The organism is Sphingobium sp. BS19, assembly GCF_027925545.1.
Lineage (GTDB): Bacteria > Pseudomonadota > Alphaproteobacteria > Sphingomonadales > Sphingomonadaceae > Sphingobium.
This window is the reverse complement of the sequence record NZ_BSEF01000009.1, coordinates 90801-106102: the sequence shown is the minus strand read 5'-3', so window position 1 is coordinate 106102 and position 15302 is coordinate 90801. Positions and strand designations below refer to the sequence as shown.

The 15302-nt window shown below is 59.5% G+C and carries 13 protein-coding genes; 4 read left to right on the top strand and 9 right to left on the bottom strand.

Going from position 1 to position 15302, the window contains the following annotated elements:
• Positions 1-50: 50 nt before the first annotated feature.
• From QMG56_RS12120 to dapA, 4 genes are all read right to left on the bottom strand, one after another.
• Positions 51-2459, bottom strand: a complete 2409-nt coding sequence (locus QMG56_RS12120; protein WP_281822805.1) for an ATP-binding protein — start codon at positions 2457-2459, stop codon at positions 51-53.
• A 91-nt stretch (positions 2460-2550) separates the two neighbouring features.
• Positions 2551-3141: a DUF2062 domain-containing protein gene (locus QMG56_RS12115; protein WP_230188323.1), complete on the bottom strand. Its 591-nt coding sequence runs from the start codon at positions 3139-3141 to the stop codon at positions 2551-2553.
• Between the two features lies 1 nt (position 3142).
• Positions 3143-3625: an SsrA-binding protein SmpB gene (gene smpB, locus QMG56_RS12110; RefSeq protein WP_230188324.1), complete on the bottom strand. Its 483-nt coding sequence runs from the start codon at positions 3623-3625 to the stop codon at positions 3143-3145.
• Between the two features lie 56 nt (positions 3626-3681).
• The gene (dapA, locus tag QMG56_RS12105; RefSeq protein ID WP_281822751.1) at positions 3682-4560 is read right to left on the bottom strand and encodes a 4-hydroxy-tetrahydrodipicolinate synthase; all 879 of its coding nucleotides are present in this window, start codon (positions 4558-4560) and stop codon (positions 3682-3684) included.
• A gap of 98 nt (positions 4561-4658) precedes the next feature.
• Between dapA and QMG56_RS12100 the strand changes: the two genes are divergently transcribed.
• Both QMG56_RS12100 and greB read left to right on the top strand, forming a co-directional pair.
• Positions 4659-6761 carry a lytic transglycosylase domain-containing protein gene (locus QMG56_RS12100; RefSeq protein ID WP_281822750.1) on the top strand — a complete coding sequence of 701 codons (2103 nt, stop codon included), beginning with the start codon at positions 4659-4661 and terminating at the stop codon, positions 6759-6761.
• 47 nt (positions 6762-6808) lie between these two features.
• Complete coding sequence (gene greB, locus QMG56_RS12095) at positions 6809-7297, top strand: transcription elongation factor GreB (RefSeq protein ID WP_230188327.1); 489 nt, start codon at positions 6809-6811, stop codon at positions 7295-7297.
• A gap of 20 nt (positions 7298-7317) precedes the next feature.
• On the opposite strand, the gene QMG56_RS12090 is transcribed toward greB, so the two are convergent.
• The 5 genes from QMG56_RS12090 to QMG56_RS12070 all read right to left on the bottom strand — a co-directional run bounded on the left by QMG56_RS12090 (position 7318) and on the right by QMG56_RS12070 (position 12076).
• On the bottom strand, positions 7318-8103 hold the full coding sequence (locus QMG56_RS12090; protein WP_281822749.1) for a polyphosphate kinase 2 family protein: 786 nt from the start codon (positions 8101-8103) through the stop codon (positions 7318-7320).
• Between the two features lie 39 nt (positions 8104-8142).
• Positions 8143-8922: an SDR family oxidoreductase gene (locus QMG56_RS12085; protein WP_281822748.1), complete on the bottom strand. Its 780-nt coding sequence runs from the start codon at positions 8920-8922 to the stop codon at positions 8143-8145.
• Positions 8922-9122, bottom strand: a complete 201-nt coding sequence (locus QMG56_RS12080) for a hypothetical protein (RefSeq protein WP_230188330.1) — start codon at positions 9120-9122, stop codon at positions 8922-8924. Before QMG56_RS12080 ends, QMG56_RS12085 begins: the two co-directional genes overlap by 1 nt.
• A 56-nt stretch (positions 9123-9178) precedes the next feature.
• Positions 9179-10741 (bottom strand): alkaline phosphatase, encoded by a 1563-nt coding sequence (locus QMG56_RS12075; RefSeq protein ID WP_281822747.1) that lies wholly within the window; start codon positions 10739-10741, stop codon positions 9179-9181.
• Positions 10742-10855: 114 nt separating this feature from the next.
• Positions 10856-12076: a 2OG-Fe(II) oxygenase gene (locus tag QMG56_RS12070; RefSeq protein WP_281822746.1), complete on the bottom strand. Its 1221-nt coding sequence runs from the start codon at positions 12074-12076 to the stop codon at positions 10856-10858.
• A gap of 156 nt (positions 12077-12232) precedes the next feature.
• Here QMG56_RS12070 and QMG56_RS12065 point away from each other — a divergent pair, with 156 nt between their 5' ends.
• Together QMG56_RS12065 and QMG56_RS12060 are read left to right on the top strand one after the other, a co-directional pair.
• Positions 12233-12469 (top strand): hypothetical protein, encoded by a 237-nt coding sequence (locus QMG56_RS12065; protein WP_230188333.1) that lies wholly within the window; start codon positions 12233-12235, stop codon positions 12467-12469.
• Positions 12470-12623: 154 nt separating this feature from the next.
• Entirely contained in the window at positions 12624-15281 is a 2658-nt protein-coding gene (locus QMG56_RS12060; protein WP_281822745.1) for a M1 family metallopeptidase, read from the top strand.
• Positions 15282-15302 lie beyond the last annotated feature (21 nt).

Sequence of the window (15302 nt, the reverse complement as noted above, 5' to 3'; positions counted from 1 at the left end):
CGTATCGAACCGCACTTGCCTAGTTTAATCCTCTTAATCTGAAGCAAGGCTCAGACGGACGGAGCAACTTCCTCTGTCTTTTTGGCGGGCGCATAAGCGACCAAAGTATCGCGCGCTGCTTCCGCCAACTGGCTGACGGAAAATGGTTTCGGCAGGAAATTGACATTAGCGATATCGATCGACTTGCGCAGTTGTTCCTCGGCATAACCCGACATGAACAATACCGGCAATGTAGGATGCGTCTGACGTGCCTGCGTGACCATGGTAGGTCCATCCATATTGGGCATCACCACATCGGAAATCAGCAGGTCGATATGCCCGCCCGATGCCGTGGTGGTTGCCAGCATCTCCAGACCCAACTCGCCATCCGACGCCGTGAGGACGGTGTAACCCTGCCGGGTCAACGCGCGCTCAGCGACCGTGCGAACCATATCTTCATCTTCGACCAGAAGGATCGTGCCGGTGCCCCACACTTCGCTGCGCTTGTCGGCAGAGCGGGTTTTTTCGGGCGCAGGCGTCTTGCCGACGGAAGCGTAAACGGGGAGGTAGATGACAAAGCTCGCCCCCTGCCCCTGCTCGGACTCCGCGAAGATGAAACCGCCCGATTGTTTGACGATACCGTAAACGGTGGAAAGGCCAAGGCCCGTGCCTTTACCGACATCCTTGGTCGTGAAGAAGGGTTCGAAGATTTTGGATAAAAGGTCGGGCGCAATGCCGACGCCGGTGTCGGACACGCGCAACGCTGTATAATCGCTGACCGGCAGCACTTCATGCCGCATGTCGCGGACCTTGGCGGCGGGCACGGCATAGGTCTGGATATTGACGACCCCGCCCTGCGGCATGGCATCGCGCGCATTGACCGCGAGGTTGACGATCACTTGCTCCAACTGCCCCGGATCGGCGCGCACGGCACCCAGATTGCGACCATGGCTGACCGACAGTTTCACCTTCTCGCCAAGCAGACGGTTAAGGAGATTGGAAACGTCCGCGACAATATCGGGCAATTGCAGCACCTGGGGACGCAACGTCTGCTGGCGGGAGAAGGCGAGCAACTGCCGCGTCAATCCGGCAGCACGATTGCTGTTCGATTTGATCTGCTGAATATCGTCATAATCGCTGTCGCCGGGCGTGTGCCGCATCAACATGAGATCGCAATGGCCGATAATAGCGGTCAATATGTTGTTGAAATCATGCGCAACGCCGCCCGCTAACTGCCCGATCGCCTGCATCTTGGTGGCCTGCGCAACCTGACGCTTCAGCTTACTCTCTTCGCTATTGTCCTTGAGGCTGAGCAGCACCGCCGCTTCGCCCAGACCGCGCACGCCAGCAAGGCTGAGCGCCACCGGCTCGTCTGGCTGCACGCGCATCCGCACCGCAATGTCTCCGGACATCTGCGGCCCCACGGCAAAGCGGCGCACCGAGTCGGCCACCGCTGCCTGATCTTCTCGCACCACCAGGTCGCCGGGGTAGGTCGGCTTTTCCCCCGGTTCCAAGCCCACGGCGCGAGAAAAAGCGTTGTTGAGAAACAGCACGCGCCCGTCGCGATCCGCCATTGCCAGACCGAAGGGTAAAAGCGACAGCAATGTTTCGATGTAGGAAAGCGCGGATGTACCATCCATGCTGCCGCCCTGCTCGTCGAGCATGAGGATGAGCATCGGCCCTTCGACATCGCCACGACGCAACGGAACCTGCAACAAACGGATGGGGAGTGCGCTACGTTCTTCCCGTGCGAAGAATACACGTCCCTTTTCATCGATACGCAGGTAGCTGGCGAAGTCGCGCCCGGTTATGTTGGCGTCGATCCTCCCGGCTGCGCGCAAGAGAAACGCGCCATTCGCGGCGCGGACGCGGCCTTCGCCGCCGATCATGACCGCCATGACGCCAGCTTCGGTCAACTGTCGCCCCGCTTCACCGGTCAGCATACGGTTGAAATCGTCGAGGACGCTGACCTGTCGCACGGGGGTAAAGCGCCACAGCAAATAATCTTCAGACCGGCCCGTTCGCGCAACGTCGGCGTCGAGGCGCAACGCGCCGCGCCCGATGCCCGATGCCTTCCCCTCGCCGTCGGACCAAGCGGCACGACCCGCCGCCGTCAACCGTTCGGCATCCGTGGGATCGAGCGGCAGACCAGGGGGTGTGGGAAAGCCAGGAAACCACTCGCCGAACAGGTCACTGGCGCACACCAGCCGACCCGATCGATCGGTAACGGCAATCGCCATGCTGGACGCATCCGCCGCCGCGCGCGCCACTGTCCAGTCGGGGATCGCGTCGAGGTCGAGCACTTCTTTTGGAAAAAGCTGTGTGAACCAGTATCCAAGCGCTGCAACCGCAATCAACGCTGCGGCAAAGCCCGCCGCCAGCGCGATCTGCCCGACTGCGAAGTAGATCAATCCGGCACAAGCAAGCGCCGCGACGATGAGCATCGGCAAGAGCGCGCGCATGGGGGGTGGCGCGGCCATGGCGATGATCTCGTTTTTCTGCGATGTGCCTTGCGCCGCCATGACGGGGCGTTCTCCCCTGCAACCTGAAATCCACGTCAGGCAGCGCGGGTTAGACGGCTGCCGTTTCTTCCATTGAACCGCTTTCGTGGCAGTTGCCAATCCTCAATTTGCGCGCCTGCCATTTGCGGCCCATACGAACGCGCCAGAAACCTATAGCGATCAAATAGCCGACAAGCGCCGCCCCCATGGAAATCAGGAACAGGCCGAACAGCATAGCGGGAGCGGCTTCTGAAAACAGCCAGCCCATCCACTCACGCATACCGGCATGATGGTGGATCAACGCCATAAAACCCGATGCGTCGGCGCTGCGCCCCAGCATGAAATTGCCGATATATACTGAAGCCCACAGGAGGAAGGGCGTCGTCGCCGGATTGCTGAGGAACGTCATTGCCGCCGCTACCGGGATATTGGCCCTTACCGGCAAAGCCAGCAACGCCGCGCCGGCGATCTGAATGCCGGGGATCAGCAGGAAAATGCCGACGAACAACCCCAAAGCGACGCCCCGCGGTACGGAGCGCCGGGTAAATCGCCACAAGGAAGGTTCAAGCACCCGATGCGCAACCGGCGCGACGAAGCGATTATGCTCCAGGGACTCGCGGGTCGGCGCGTTCGCATGCCACCATCGGGTCAACCTGCTCATATCAGCCGCGCTCTTTCATGATGCGCGCCGCATCTCGCTTCCAGTCGCGATCCTTGATGACTTCGCGCTTGTCATGGAGCTTCTTGCCCTTGGCGATCGCCAGTTCGACCTTCGCACGGCCCTTGCTGTTGAAATAGACCATCAATGGCACGATCGTCATGCCCTGCCGCTCCACGGCGGTGTGCATCTTCGTGATCTCACGCTCGTGCAGCAGCAACTTGCGCGGGCGCTTCGGCTCATGGTTTTCGCGGTTACCGTGGCTATATTCCGGGATGTTGCTGTTCACCAGAAAGACCTGATTGCCTTTAACCTCTGCATAGCTTTCGGCGATGGAGCCCTCACCCCCGCGCAATGCCTTCACTTCGGTTCCTTGCAAGGCGATGCCTGCCTCGAACACGTCCTCGATAAAGAATTCAAAGCGCGCGCGCCGGTTCTCGGCGACGATCTTCTTCTTGTCGAATGTTTCGGGACGGGGACGGGCCATGATTTCCTATTATATGCGTGACGACATGTCATAGCGATATGGTGTGTAAGAGCAGGTCAAACCAGCCCGGCAATTTCAAGAGCGCGATCGACCGCCGCGCGGCTGGATTCCGATGGCCATGTAATCGGCAGGCGCACATCGGTCGGCATATCGGGTCGAACGCGCGACAATGCATATTTGATCGGGCCGGGTGAAGCATCGCTGAACAACGCATCATGAAGCGGGTACAGCCGGTCCTGCACGGCAAGGGCCGCTTTCCAGTCGCCTGACGCGCAAGCGTCCTGAAAATCAGCGCACTGGCGCGGCGCAACATTCGCTGTCACCGATATGCAGCCTACGCCACCCATCGCATTGAATCCCAAGGCTGTTTCGTCGTTGCCGGAAAGCTGACAGAAATCGGAACCGCAGGCGAGACGCTGCGCGCTCACTCGCCCCAGATTTCCGGTAGCATCCTTAACGCCGACGACGGACTGGAACTCTTCGGCAAGGCGGAACATCACGGGGACGCCGATATCCGTGATCGTGCGGCCCGGTACATTGTAAAGGATGATCGGCAAGCTGCAGCGTTCTGCCAGATAGGCGAAATGCTGATAGACGCCATCCTGATTAGGCTTGTTGTAATATGGCGCGACGACCAACGCCGCGTCCGCGCCAGCGCCCTGCGCCGCATACATATGATCCAGCGCAATGCGCGTATCGTTCGATCCGCATCCGGCGATAACCGGCACGCGCCCGGCGGCCTGATCGACGCAAATCGCGATGACGCGGTTATGCTCTTCGACCGTCATCGTCGCGCTCTCGCCGGTGGTACCGCAGGGGACCAGCGCACTGCTGCCTTCGGCAATCTGCCAATCGACGAACGCGCGAAACGCCGCTTCATCGATCGATCCGTCCCGGAAAGGCGTCACAAGAGCCGGTATCGACCCGGAGAACATGCATTATCTCCTTCAAAACGCCACCGATTAGGGGCATGATAGGTATATTGCCAGCGCAGGCACATCGTTCAGCGCCTGATAAGGAACCTGTCCCCATAATGTCCAGCATGGTCACGTCAACGTCTCAGGTCCGTAAACCCCTTATACGCTCCATTCTGGTGGCCCTTTTGTCGTCGACGGCCGTTGCCAGCGCGCAGACCGAAGCGCCTGCGCCTACGTCGATACTGCCTGCCAATATGTCCGCAAGTCAGGCATCGAATCCGGTAATGGTACAACCGATACCCGGATCGAGCGGATGGAATGCCGCACAGGCTCGTGTCGGCGTCTCGCAGGATACGCAGATCGTTGGCGCAATCAACGAATGGCGTCGCCTGCAACAAAGCGACGGACTAGGATTTTCGTCCTACGCCAGCTTCATTACCACCTACCCCGACTGGCCCGGCGAGGACCGGATGCGGCGCCTCGCCGAAACGTCGATCAATCCCAATGCCTATGAGCCAAATCAGGTCGTGGCCTTTTTTGCCCGCTTTCCGGCGCGCACGGCGGTCGGCCATGCGCGAAACGCAGTCGCCTTGTCCGCAATCGGGCGTATGGCCGAAGCGCGCGTGGCTGCGCGATCGGCATGGACCACCGGCGCATTGTCTCCAGAGGGTGAAGCGCGTTTAATGTCGCTATTTGGGAGCAGCTTCACGCCTGCCGATTATGATATGCGCGCCGACGTGCTGCTATTCGCACGCGCGAACGCCGGAGCCGAGCGGATCCTAGCCTATACTTCTCCGAATCGTCGTTCGGTGTTCGCGGCGCGGATCGCCCTGCAGCGAAAGTCGCCTAATGCAGCGATGCAGGTGCAAACCGCCGAAGCCTATGGCGCGAGCGATCCCGGCTTCCTGACTGATAAGGCAATGTGGCTGCGCGACAGCGGCAACAGCATTGCGGCGCGAACATTGCTCGCAAACCGGCAAACGCTGCGCACATTGCCCGGCGACCCGGAGGAATGGTTCGAAACGCTGCTCACCAACGCGCGTGCGGCTGCTAACGACAGTCAGTGGAGTTTCGCCTACGCTATCGCCAGCAAAGTCGATGATGCTTATCCGGCGGGCATCTCCGTACGCGACAAGAGCATCGGCGAGCGCGACGATTATACCAGCCTCACGTGGCTGGCGGGGACGACTGCGTTCTATAATCTGGGACGACCTGCCGACGCGATTGGCATGTTTCAGCGGTACGCCACGGCTGCCCGCTCCCCGCAGACAATCTCCAAGGGCTATTACTGGGCTGGCCGCGCGGCATTGGCCAGCGGTAACACTGGAGGGGCAAATAGCTTTTTTACGCAGGCCGCTGCTTATCCCGATCAATTCTACGGCCAGTTGTCGCTCGAACGGCTGGGCCGCCCGGTTCCCACCCCTGCTGCGATGCCTCAGCCTGCAGCATTGACGAGCGCGGAACGCGCCGCCTTTGCCAGCAGAAGTGTCGTGCGCGCAGCCAAGGCACTGGGCCAGATGGGCTATTGGGAGGATCAGAGCAAATTCGTCCGCGCGATTGCCGCGAGTGCCGATGATGAAGAAAGCCATGTGCTGTCCGCAGAGCTCGCGCAGTCGCTCGGGCGCCCCGATCTGGGCGTGATGGTTGGGCGGCGCGCCGTGTCGGATGGCCTTTCGGGCTACGGCAAAGCGAGTTTCCCCAGCGTTCCAGTGCCGTCGGGTCATCAAGCGAACTGGACGATGATCCACGCGATCGCGCGGCAGGAAAGCCAGTTCGACCGTGCTGCCGTCAGTCATGCGGGCGCGCGGGGACTTATGCAGTTGATGCCAGGCACGGCACGCGAGACGGCTGGAAAGATCGGCCTGAGCTACAATATGTCCGCGCTTACCACCGATCCGGGATATAATATCCAATTAGGCAGCACCTACATCCAGCAGATGCTGAACTATTACGGAGGCAGCTACCCGCTGGCGGTGGCGGCTTACAACGCGGGGCCGGGCAATGTGAACAAATGGATTCGGGCGAATGGAGACCCGCGCTTGCCCGGCGCTGACATGCTCCGCTGGATCGAGATGATCCCGATCTACGAAACGCGTAGCTATGTGCAGCGGGTGCTGGAAAACGCCGTCGTGTACGACGCGATCAATCCGGGTCAAGCGCGCTTTCGTACCAGCACTGCACCGCTGAGCCGCTACTTGGGCAAGAATACACCCGGATAATCCGTTCCGTCATTCCCGCGCAAGCGGGAGTGACGTAGAGATATGCGATGACACTGCCCTACCCCAATTACATAACACCCCAAGGCTTTGCGGCCTTGCGCGCAGAATATGACCATTTGCTGGGTGTAGAACGTCCCCGCATCGTCGAAGTCGTTAGCTGGGCCGCCAGCAATGGCGATCGCTCGGAAAATGGCGACTATCTATATGGCCGCAAGCGGATGCGGGAGATCGACGGGCAACTTCGTCGCCTCGCGAAGAAAATGAAGGACGCGAAGGTTGTCGATCCGAGGCAGCAGCCGGACAAGAGCCGCGTCTATTTCGGCGCGACCGTCACTATCGCAGACGAGGACGACAACCAGCGCACCATCACGATTGTCGGCAATGACGAAACCGAGACGGACAAGGGGCGCATCGGTTGGGGTGCGCCCCTTTCGCGCGCTTTACGTGGAGCGGCTGTGGGCGATCTCCGCAAGGCTATGCTGCCAGCCGGAGAGAAGGAATATGAAGTAATGGCGATTGCTTATCCTGCCGCGTAATCCACTGTGTCGTCGATAGGCTACTTCTTCGGCTTGTACCCAAATGCCGCTTTTGCCAGCGCCACCACTTCGGGATCGGCTTCGGGCATGTCCATCGGAACAAGCGCTTCCAGTGTTTCCGCGATATAGCGCAAGGCCGCTATCCGCCCTGCCTTGCGGTGGTTATTGTCGATCACCTTCCAAATTGCGCCCGGCTTATCCGTCCGTCGGAACATGTCGTGCATCGCATCCAGATATTCCGCGCGCCTGGCACGATTGCGGTAATCGTCCGTGCCCGTCTTCCAGCGCTTCCACGGCGTGTCGATCCGCTCGGCCAGTTGCTTGTCCTGGGTTTCCTGGGTGATATGGATGAACAGTTTGACGACATTGGTACCGGCGTCAATTTGCTGTGCTTCGAAATCATTGATTTCGCGATAGGCGCGTTTCCAGTCGGCCTTGCTGCAGAAACCTTCCACGCGCTCCACCAGCACCCGTCCGTACCAGGTACGGTCGAAAACTGCGATATTGCCGTTGGCCGGAAGCCGGTTCCAAAACCGCCAGAGATAATGGCGATTGCGCTCCTCTTCGGTGGGTGCCGCAATGGGCCACACATGGAAATAGCGTGGGTCCCATTCCGCCGTCATTCGCTGGATGATGCCGCCCTTACCCGCCGCATCCCATCCTTCGAACAGGATCATGCTGCGTTTTTCGTGCACAATATGGGCGACTTGCACCTTGGCCAGCCGCTCCTGCAGGGCCTCCATCTCCGCTTCATAATCACCCGCGAACTTCGGGGTAGATTCATAGTCTTCGAGTTTTATCGCCATGCCCCACGATAGCCTATAGACGGCGCGTCGAGTAGTCCCTCAGATACCGCCAATCGTGACGGTCGCGCCTCCGTCTACAATGATCGACTGACCGGTGACATAGCGCCCTGCTGGCGAGGCCAGAAACACAGCAGCACCGGCGATTTCATCTGGTTCGCCGATCCGTCCCAAAGGCGTGCCCCGCAATGCTACCTTCAAGTTTGCTTCGTCTTCCCATAGGGCGCGAGCGAAGTCGGTCCGTACCAGCCCGGGCGCGATGCAGTTCACACGCACATTGGCATAGCCCAGCTCCGCAGCGAGATTGCGCGCGAGTTGAAAATCGGCTGCCTTCGATACGTTATATGCGCCAATGACCGGCGACGCGCGATAGCCCCCGATCGAAGACACGATGATGATTGCCCCGTCCCGTCGCTCCACCATTTCCGGCGCAATCATCTGCGCCAGCCAGTGATTGGACAGTACGTTGTTGCGGAAAATCTTCTCGAACTGATCGTCGCTGATCCCTGCCATCGGTCCATAATAGGGATTGGCCGCCGCATTGCAGACGAGAATGTCGATGCTCCCGAAAGCCGCACGGGCTTCATCGACTAACCGGCGCAGATCGTCTTTCGACGCGATGCTTGCCGCCACCGCAATCGCCCGTCCATCGTTCTGCGCGTTAATGGCCGCGGCGACGGTATCGCATGCATCCTGCTTGCGCGAAGAAATGACGACATTGGCGCCGTGGGCCGCATAAGCCTCCGCAATCGCGCGCCCGATGCCGCGCGACGAGCCGGTAATGACCGCAGTCTTACCGGCCAGCGAAAACAGCGCTGACATCAGTTGTCGATGGCTTTGCGAATCCTGTCGTGTACGGCCTTGATGCGATCGGCCGCTTCGGAAAAGGTGATGACATCGGCGCGATTGCCGTTCGCGCGCGCGTCCTTAACCGAATCCTTGTAGCCTTCCATGTCGGTTTCCAGAGCATCGCACAGAATTTCCGCTTCGTCCTCGGTAAAGGTCAGGGTGACGTTCTTCATGGGTTAAACTCCTTTCCGATGCGTCCTATTGGTCCCCGCTGCGAAGCGCAACCCGGTCAGGCGATGTTCAGCGCAGGCTTGCCGTGCTCCACCGTAATCGTGGCAGCAGTGGAAACTGGCGCGCCCTTCTCGCTAACCATTGGGACGACCCGGCATTGGCTCTGCCATGTTGCGGGCGATACGTCGCACAACAGATAGCCACGCCGATCGCCCGTATATTTAAGGAAGGGATTGCGCGCGATTATACGGTCGGTGTTTTCCCGCTTGTCTGCGCCGTCGCCTCCAGAAGAGATGGACGTACTGACAAATTCCACCGCAACTGCGTCGCCGGCCCCCTGCTTCTGGCGCAATTCTCCAGCGAAGTTCTGATGCTCGTCGCCGGTCAGGACAACGACGTTGTTCAAGCCTTTGAAACGCGAAAGCAACCGCTCGCGGGGTGCGTCATAGGCGCCCCAGCTATCCATGTTGCGGATAGCGTCCGGCTCATCGCCGGTACGTCGGTCGAGCGGCATCACCATGATCTGCTGCGCGATGGCATTCCACCGCCCCGCCTTTTGCCTGAGGTTCCGGTCGAGCCATGCTTCTTGAACCTCCCCAAGCACTTGTGCCTTCGGATCGGAAACGCCGGGGCAGATCGTCTTGAACCCATCGTCGCAAGGCTGATCGCTACGGAACTGGCGCGTATCGAGAAAATGCAAGTCCACCAAATTGCCGTATAGCGCGCGCCGATAGATCTGCATTCCGTTGGCGCCGGGGAACGACGATTTGCGCAGCGGCATATGTTCATAATAGGCTTGAAACGCAGCCGCCCGACGCAAGGCGAATATCTCCTGCGGATCGCCACCCTGATCGATGAGGGTGACCCAATTATTCTCGATCTCATGATCGTCCGGCGTGACGAACCACGCAGCGGCTGCGTGCGCCGCCTGCAAATCGGGGTCGAGCTTAATTTGCGTATAACGGCGGCGATAATCGTCCAGGCTGTAGAGCATCTGCCCTTCGTGCGCGCGGACGAAGGGGCGCGGGAGGCCATCATAGCCGAACGGCACCGGCGAACTGCGCCCTTCATAGATATAGTCACCATAATGGAAGACAAAGGCCGGGTCATCGTTCGCGAGATGGCGATAGGCGGTGTACCAGCCATCCTCGAAATTCTGGCATCCAGCTACGGCGAAACGCAATTGATCGACCGATGCACCGGCGGCGGGCAAAGTCATCGCCTTACCGCGCATCGAGCGCTCCCGACCGATCCGGAAGCGATACCAATAGGGTCGTGCCGGTTGCAGTCCCACCACTTCGACATGAACGCTATGCGCCAACTCCGGGCGCGCAGTCGCAGTCCCCTTTGCCACGATGGTTTTCATCGCAATGTCGGATGCCACTTCCCAATCCACTTCGACCGGGGCCATAGGCATGCCGCCATGGCTGTCTTGCGGGTCTGGGCAAAGTCGCGTCCAGATGACGAAGCCGTCCGCCGCCGGATCGCCAGCCGCGACGCCCAGACGGAAGGGATAGGCCGCAAATAGTTGCTGGGCGCGCAATATCGATGGCGCGGCAAGCCAGCCAGAACCAGCGGCAAGACCACCTAACAAGGCGCGGCGAGATAATATGTTGGGCATCAAGATCCCATAGCATGAGAGTGCGACATCAAACCGCACCTAAAGCGCCTTAAAGACACTGTGATGAAACCGCTACGGGAACCTATTAGGCAGGGGCGACAGAATAGGCCAAGATCAAGCCGCTGCCCGCTTTTTGGCGCGGGGTTTCGAGGCTGCTTTCGGCCTTGCTTCTGCAATAGAGGTTTTTGTCGGGGGTCGGCATGTGCCCGAAGCCGACTTTGCCGTCACCGACTCTATGACATTTTTTCGCAGTTCTTCGTCTGCCAGATACTGCGCATTTTCCAGACGCAAAGCCGCCGCGGCTTCATCGTACAGGAACGGCAATATGCAATAGCGCGATCCGCGCGTGATGGGCGTAGCTTCGTGCAGTAGCGAGCAGGAAAAGACGATCGCGCCGCCCGTAGGGGGACGATAAGTCCGCATACCGAATTCAGGGAAGCGCAAATCTCCGCCATCATAATCTTCGGCATTGAGATTGATCGACACGGCAAAACGGCGATGCGCTGTACCGAGCGTTGTATTGTCCTTGTGCGGCCGAAAATAGCCGCCCGTGCCGGCATCATATCGCGCGATCAAATAGCGTTCCATGCGCGATACGGAGAATTGGAATGCACGCTGTATCTGCGGCACCAAGCGACGATAGAGGCGTGCCTGCAGCGCATCGCGCAACGCGCCTTCTTCAATATTACAGTCGCTGCGGCGTTTGTGATGATGATCGACGACCATCACCGTCGCTCCGGTCGCTGGATCGGTCTTCATATAGCCGCTGTCATGTGCGCCGTGCATCTCGCAATAGGCGATATATTCCTGGCACAGTGCCGGTTCGATCAGGTTCGGCACCTGAAGAACCGGCGCCCAGCTGGACACATCTTCCGCAGGAGACGGCAACTCTGAAAGACAGGCACAAATCTCCGCGTAGTGAGTCGTAGGATTTCCGATGGGAATAACCCTAAGCACACGTAGCGCAGGATCGAGAATCCACGTGGTAAGAGACAAACGCGCGTTCTCTTCATCCTTCTTCGTCAGGCATCCGAAGGTGTGCGCCAGGATGTGCTGGTCGTCCCAAAAGACGCGCAGCCCCGGATAGCGATCCCCCAAGCGACGTTCGGATTCGTCCTGCGGGTCATTGGAGATGATGAACGCGCTGGCGAAGACATCGTCAAATGGTCCGGCATTTCCATAAAGTTGCTGGAGAAATGCCATGATCCCCGGGATGCGCGTGCTGGCGATGAACGTCATCACGATGTAGCGCCCCGCAACGCTGTCCAAGGCATAGCGTGGATTGCTGGCACTGCGTGCCAGAAGCGATGGGATGGGGTCGCCGGGTCCAAACATGATCCGGATTATCTCCGGAACATGGTAAATATTCCGTTACCGTGCCTCGATACGCGCTAGACACGATTTCTTACAATCGGGTCGATTGCTCGAAACACTGGGGCCGTATCTCCTGACCTGTCCCGTCCGCCGCGGCGGAAAAGTCAGGAGACACTCATGTCCATTCGGTTACCCCTCATCTGCGCAGCCGCTGTAGCGCTCGTTCCCGCAGCCGCTTTCGCCAAAGGCCCAGCGGATACCCGCCTGCGCCCCAATGCGACGGCACCATCGACGGAGCGCCACTTGCGCGACATCAAATGCCATCACGAAGCGTCCAAAGCCACGACCTGCATCGGCTACAACCACATGGCCAAACAGCGTCGTGAGGCCGCACAACTTACCGATCGCCGATGATCGGCGTAGGGCCGGGATACGCACCCCCCAGCATTTCCCGGCCCGACCACCTCCTTATTTAACGTGATTGTAACTTGACGAGTGGTCTGAAACCTACGAACCGTTGAGGCATCCGGCGCCATAGCGCTGCCTGCCGTTCTCGGAGTTTCACCCCATGTCTCTTAAAAAAATCGTGCTTGCGCTGTCGCTTACGGCTGCCCCCATTGCACTGAATGCCCCTGTATCTGCGCAAACGCCTGCGTCCCCTTCATCGGGTCCGGCCGCAAATGTGACGACCCAGCTTCCTCGTGGCGTTGTACCGACGCATTACGCGATAACCGTCGCCCCTGATGCCGCCAAGCTGCGCTTTACCGGCAAGGTCGCTATCGATGTAACGGTCACAACGCCAAGCGACAGCATAACCCTGAATGCCGCTGACCTTACGATCGACAAGGTTTCGATCGCCCCGGCTGGCGGCAAAGCCTTAACCGGAACCGCAACCATCGATGCCGATGCGCAGACGGCAACACTCAAGTTCGCAAAGTCGCTCGCGGCCGGCAAATATGTGCTGACGATGGACTATGCCGGGATCATCAATACCCAAGCAAACGGGCTGTTCGCGCTCGACTACACGGACAATGCCGGAAAAGCGAAGCGCGCGCTGTTCACGCAATTCGAAGCGCCCGACGCACGCCGCTTCGTGCCGAGCTGGGACGAGCCAAGTTATAAGGCGACATTCGACCTGACTGCCATTGTGCCCGCCGATCAGCTCGCGGTCGGCAACATGCCGGTCAAAACGCGGAAGGATTTGGGCAAGGGTCTGGCGCAAGTGACGTTTGGCACCTCGCCCAAGATGTCGTCTTACTTGCTGTTCTTCGGCCTTGGCGAACTGGACCGTGCAACCAAGATGTCCGCAGGGACCGAGATCGGCGTGATTACCGGCAAGGGCAACACGGGCAAAGCGCAACTGGCACTGGACGGTGCAGCGGAAATCCTGCCCTATTATAACGATTATTTCGGCGTACCTTTCCCGCTGCCAAAGCTGGATAACGTCGCCGGGCCGGGGCAGAGTCAGTTCTTTTCGGCCATGGAAAACTGGGGTGCCATCTTCACCTTCGAGCGGGCGTTGATCGTCGATCCCAAATTCACGTCAGAAGCCACCACGCGCCGTATCTACGAAACCGTAGCGCATGAAATGGCGCATCAATGGTTCGGCGATCTGGTGACGATGGCGTGGTGGGATGATCTCTGGCTCAACGAAGGCTTCGCAAGCTGGATGGCGACCAAGGTTACCGACAAGCTGAAGCCGCAATGGGAAATGTTGCTCAGCCGCGTAGGCAACAAGGAATCGGCGATGGGACTGGATGCATTCGTCACTACCCATCCCGTCGTGCAGAAGATCACCACGGTGGATCAGGTCAATCAGGCGTTCGACACCATCACCTACGAAAAGGGTGAAGCGGTCATCAGTATGCTGGAGGCGTTTGCTGGCGAGGACGTATGGCGCACGGGTATCCGTAACTATATGAAGACGCACGCTTACGGTAATACGCTGACCGACGACCTCTGGAGTGCTGTGGAAGGCGCGGGGGCCAAGGGTCTGGTCAATATCGCCCATGATTTCACGACCAAGCCGGGCATTCCGCTCGTCACTGTCGAGAGCGCTCAATGCAAGGGTGGTATGACCACGTTGTCGCTCAGCCAAGGGGAATTCAGCCGCGACACTAAGGGCAAGACGCCGTTGCGCTGGAATGTGCCCGTCATCGCGCAGACCATAGGCGGCGAAAAGCAGCGACTGGTGCTGAATGGCAAGGGCACGGTGACGCTGCCGGGCTGTGGTGCCTACGTCATCAACGCAGGCCAGGCGGGGTATTATCGTTCGCTATATCCTGCCGCGAATGTGCAGGCGCTGACGAAGGGGTTCACCACTTTGCCTGCCATCGACCAGCTTGGGTTGCTGGCGGACAACTGGCAATTGGGCCTGGGGGGATATCAACCTATAACCCTGCCCCTCGACATGATTGCAGCGGTGCCCAACGATGCCAGCCCTGCGGTCCTGGCGGCCATTCCGGGCTATCTGCAAAGCGCCTATATGATGTTCGAAGGCAAGCCCGAGATGCAAGCCAAAGCGGCAGCTTATGCTTCCGCCAAGCTGACGCCTGTACTGACCGCCATTGGCTATGACGCCAAACCGGGCGAAGGGCCGCAGATCCCGCTCTTGCGTCAGCAATTGGTCGATACGCTTGGCACAATTGGCGACAAGGCAGTCGTAGCCGAAGCAGACAAGCGCTTTGCTGCGCTGGCGACCAATCCTGCCGCGCTGGATGGCCCACTCAAGAACATCTGGCTCGGCATCGTCGCTGCAAATGCCGATCAGGCGGTCTGGGATCAGCTTCGCAAGATGGCGAACGCTGCACCCACGGATCTGGAAAAGAGCCAGTTGTTCGGATTGCTCGGCGAAGCGAAGGACAAGAAGCTGGCGCAGCAGGCGCTCGATCTGGCTCTGACCGAAGAACCCGGCAAGACGACCAGCGCCGCCATCATCGCAGCGGTGGGCTATCAGCATAGCATGCTAGCGGTCGATTTTGTGCTGGCGCATCGCGCACAATATGAAGCGATGATCGATGTATCGGCTCGCTCTCAGGCATTGGCGCGACTGGGCGGGAGTTCGGCGGACTTGGCGATGGCGACGAAACTCGATGCCTACGCAACCCAGTATCTGACGCCTGAATCGCGCAAGGTCGTGGATCGTGCCATTGCGGCGATCAAGGCGCGCGTCGAAACGCGCGCAAGGTTGACGCCCGACATCGCTGCCTGGTTGGCGAAGAAGTAAGACACCTCGATGCGATGCTCC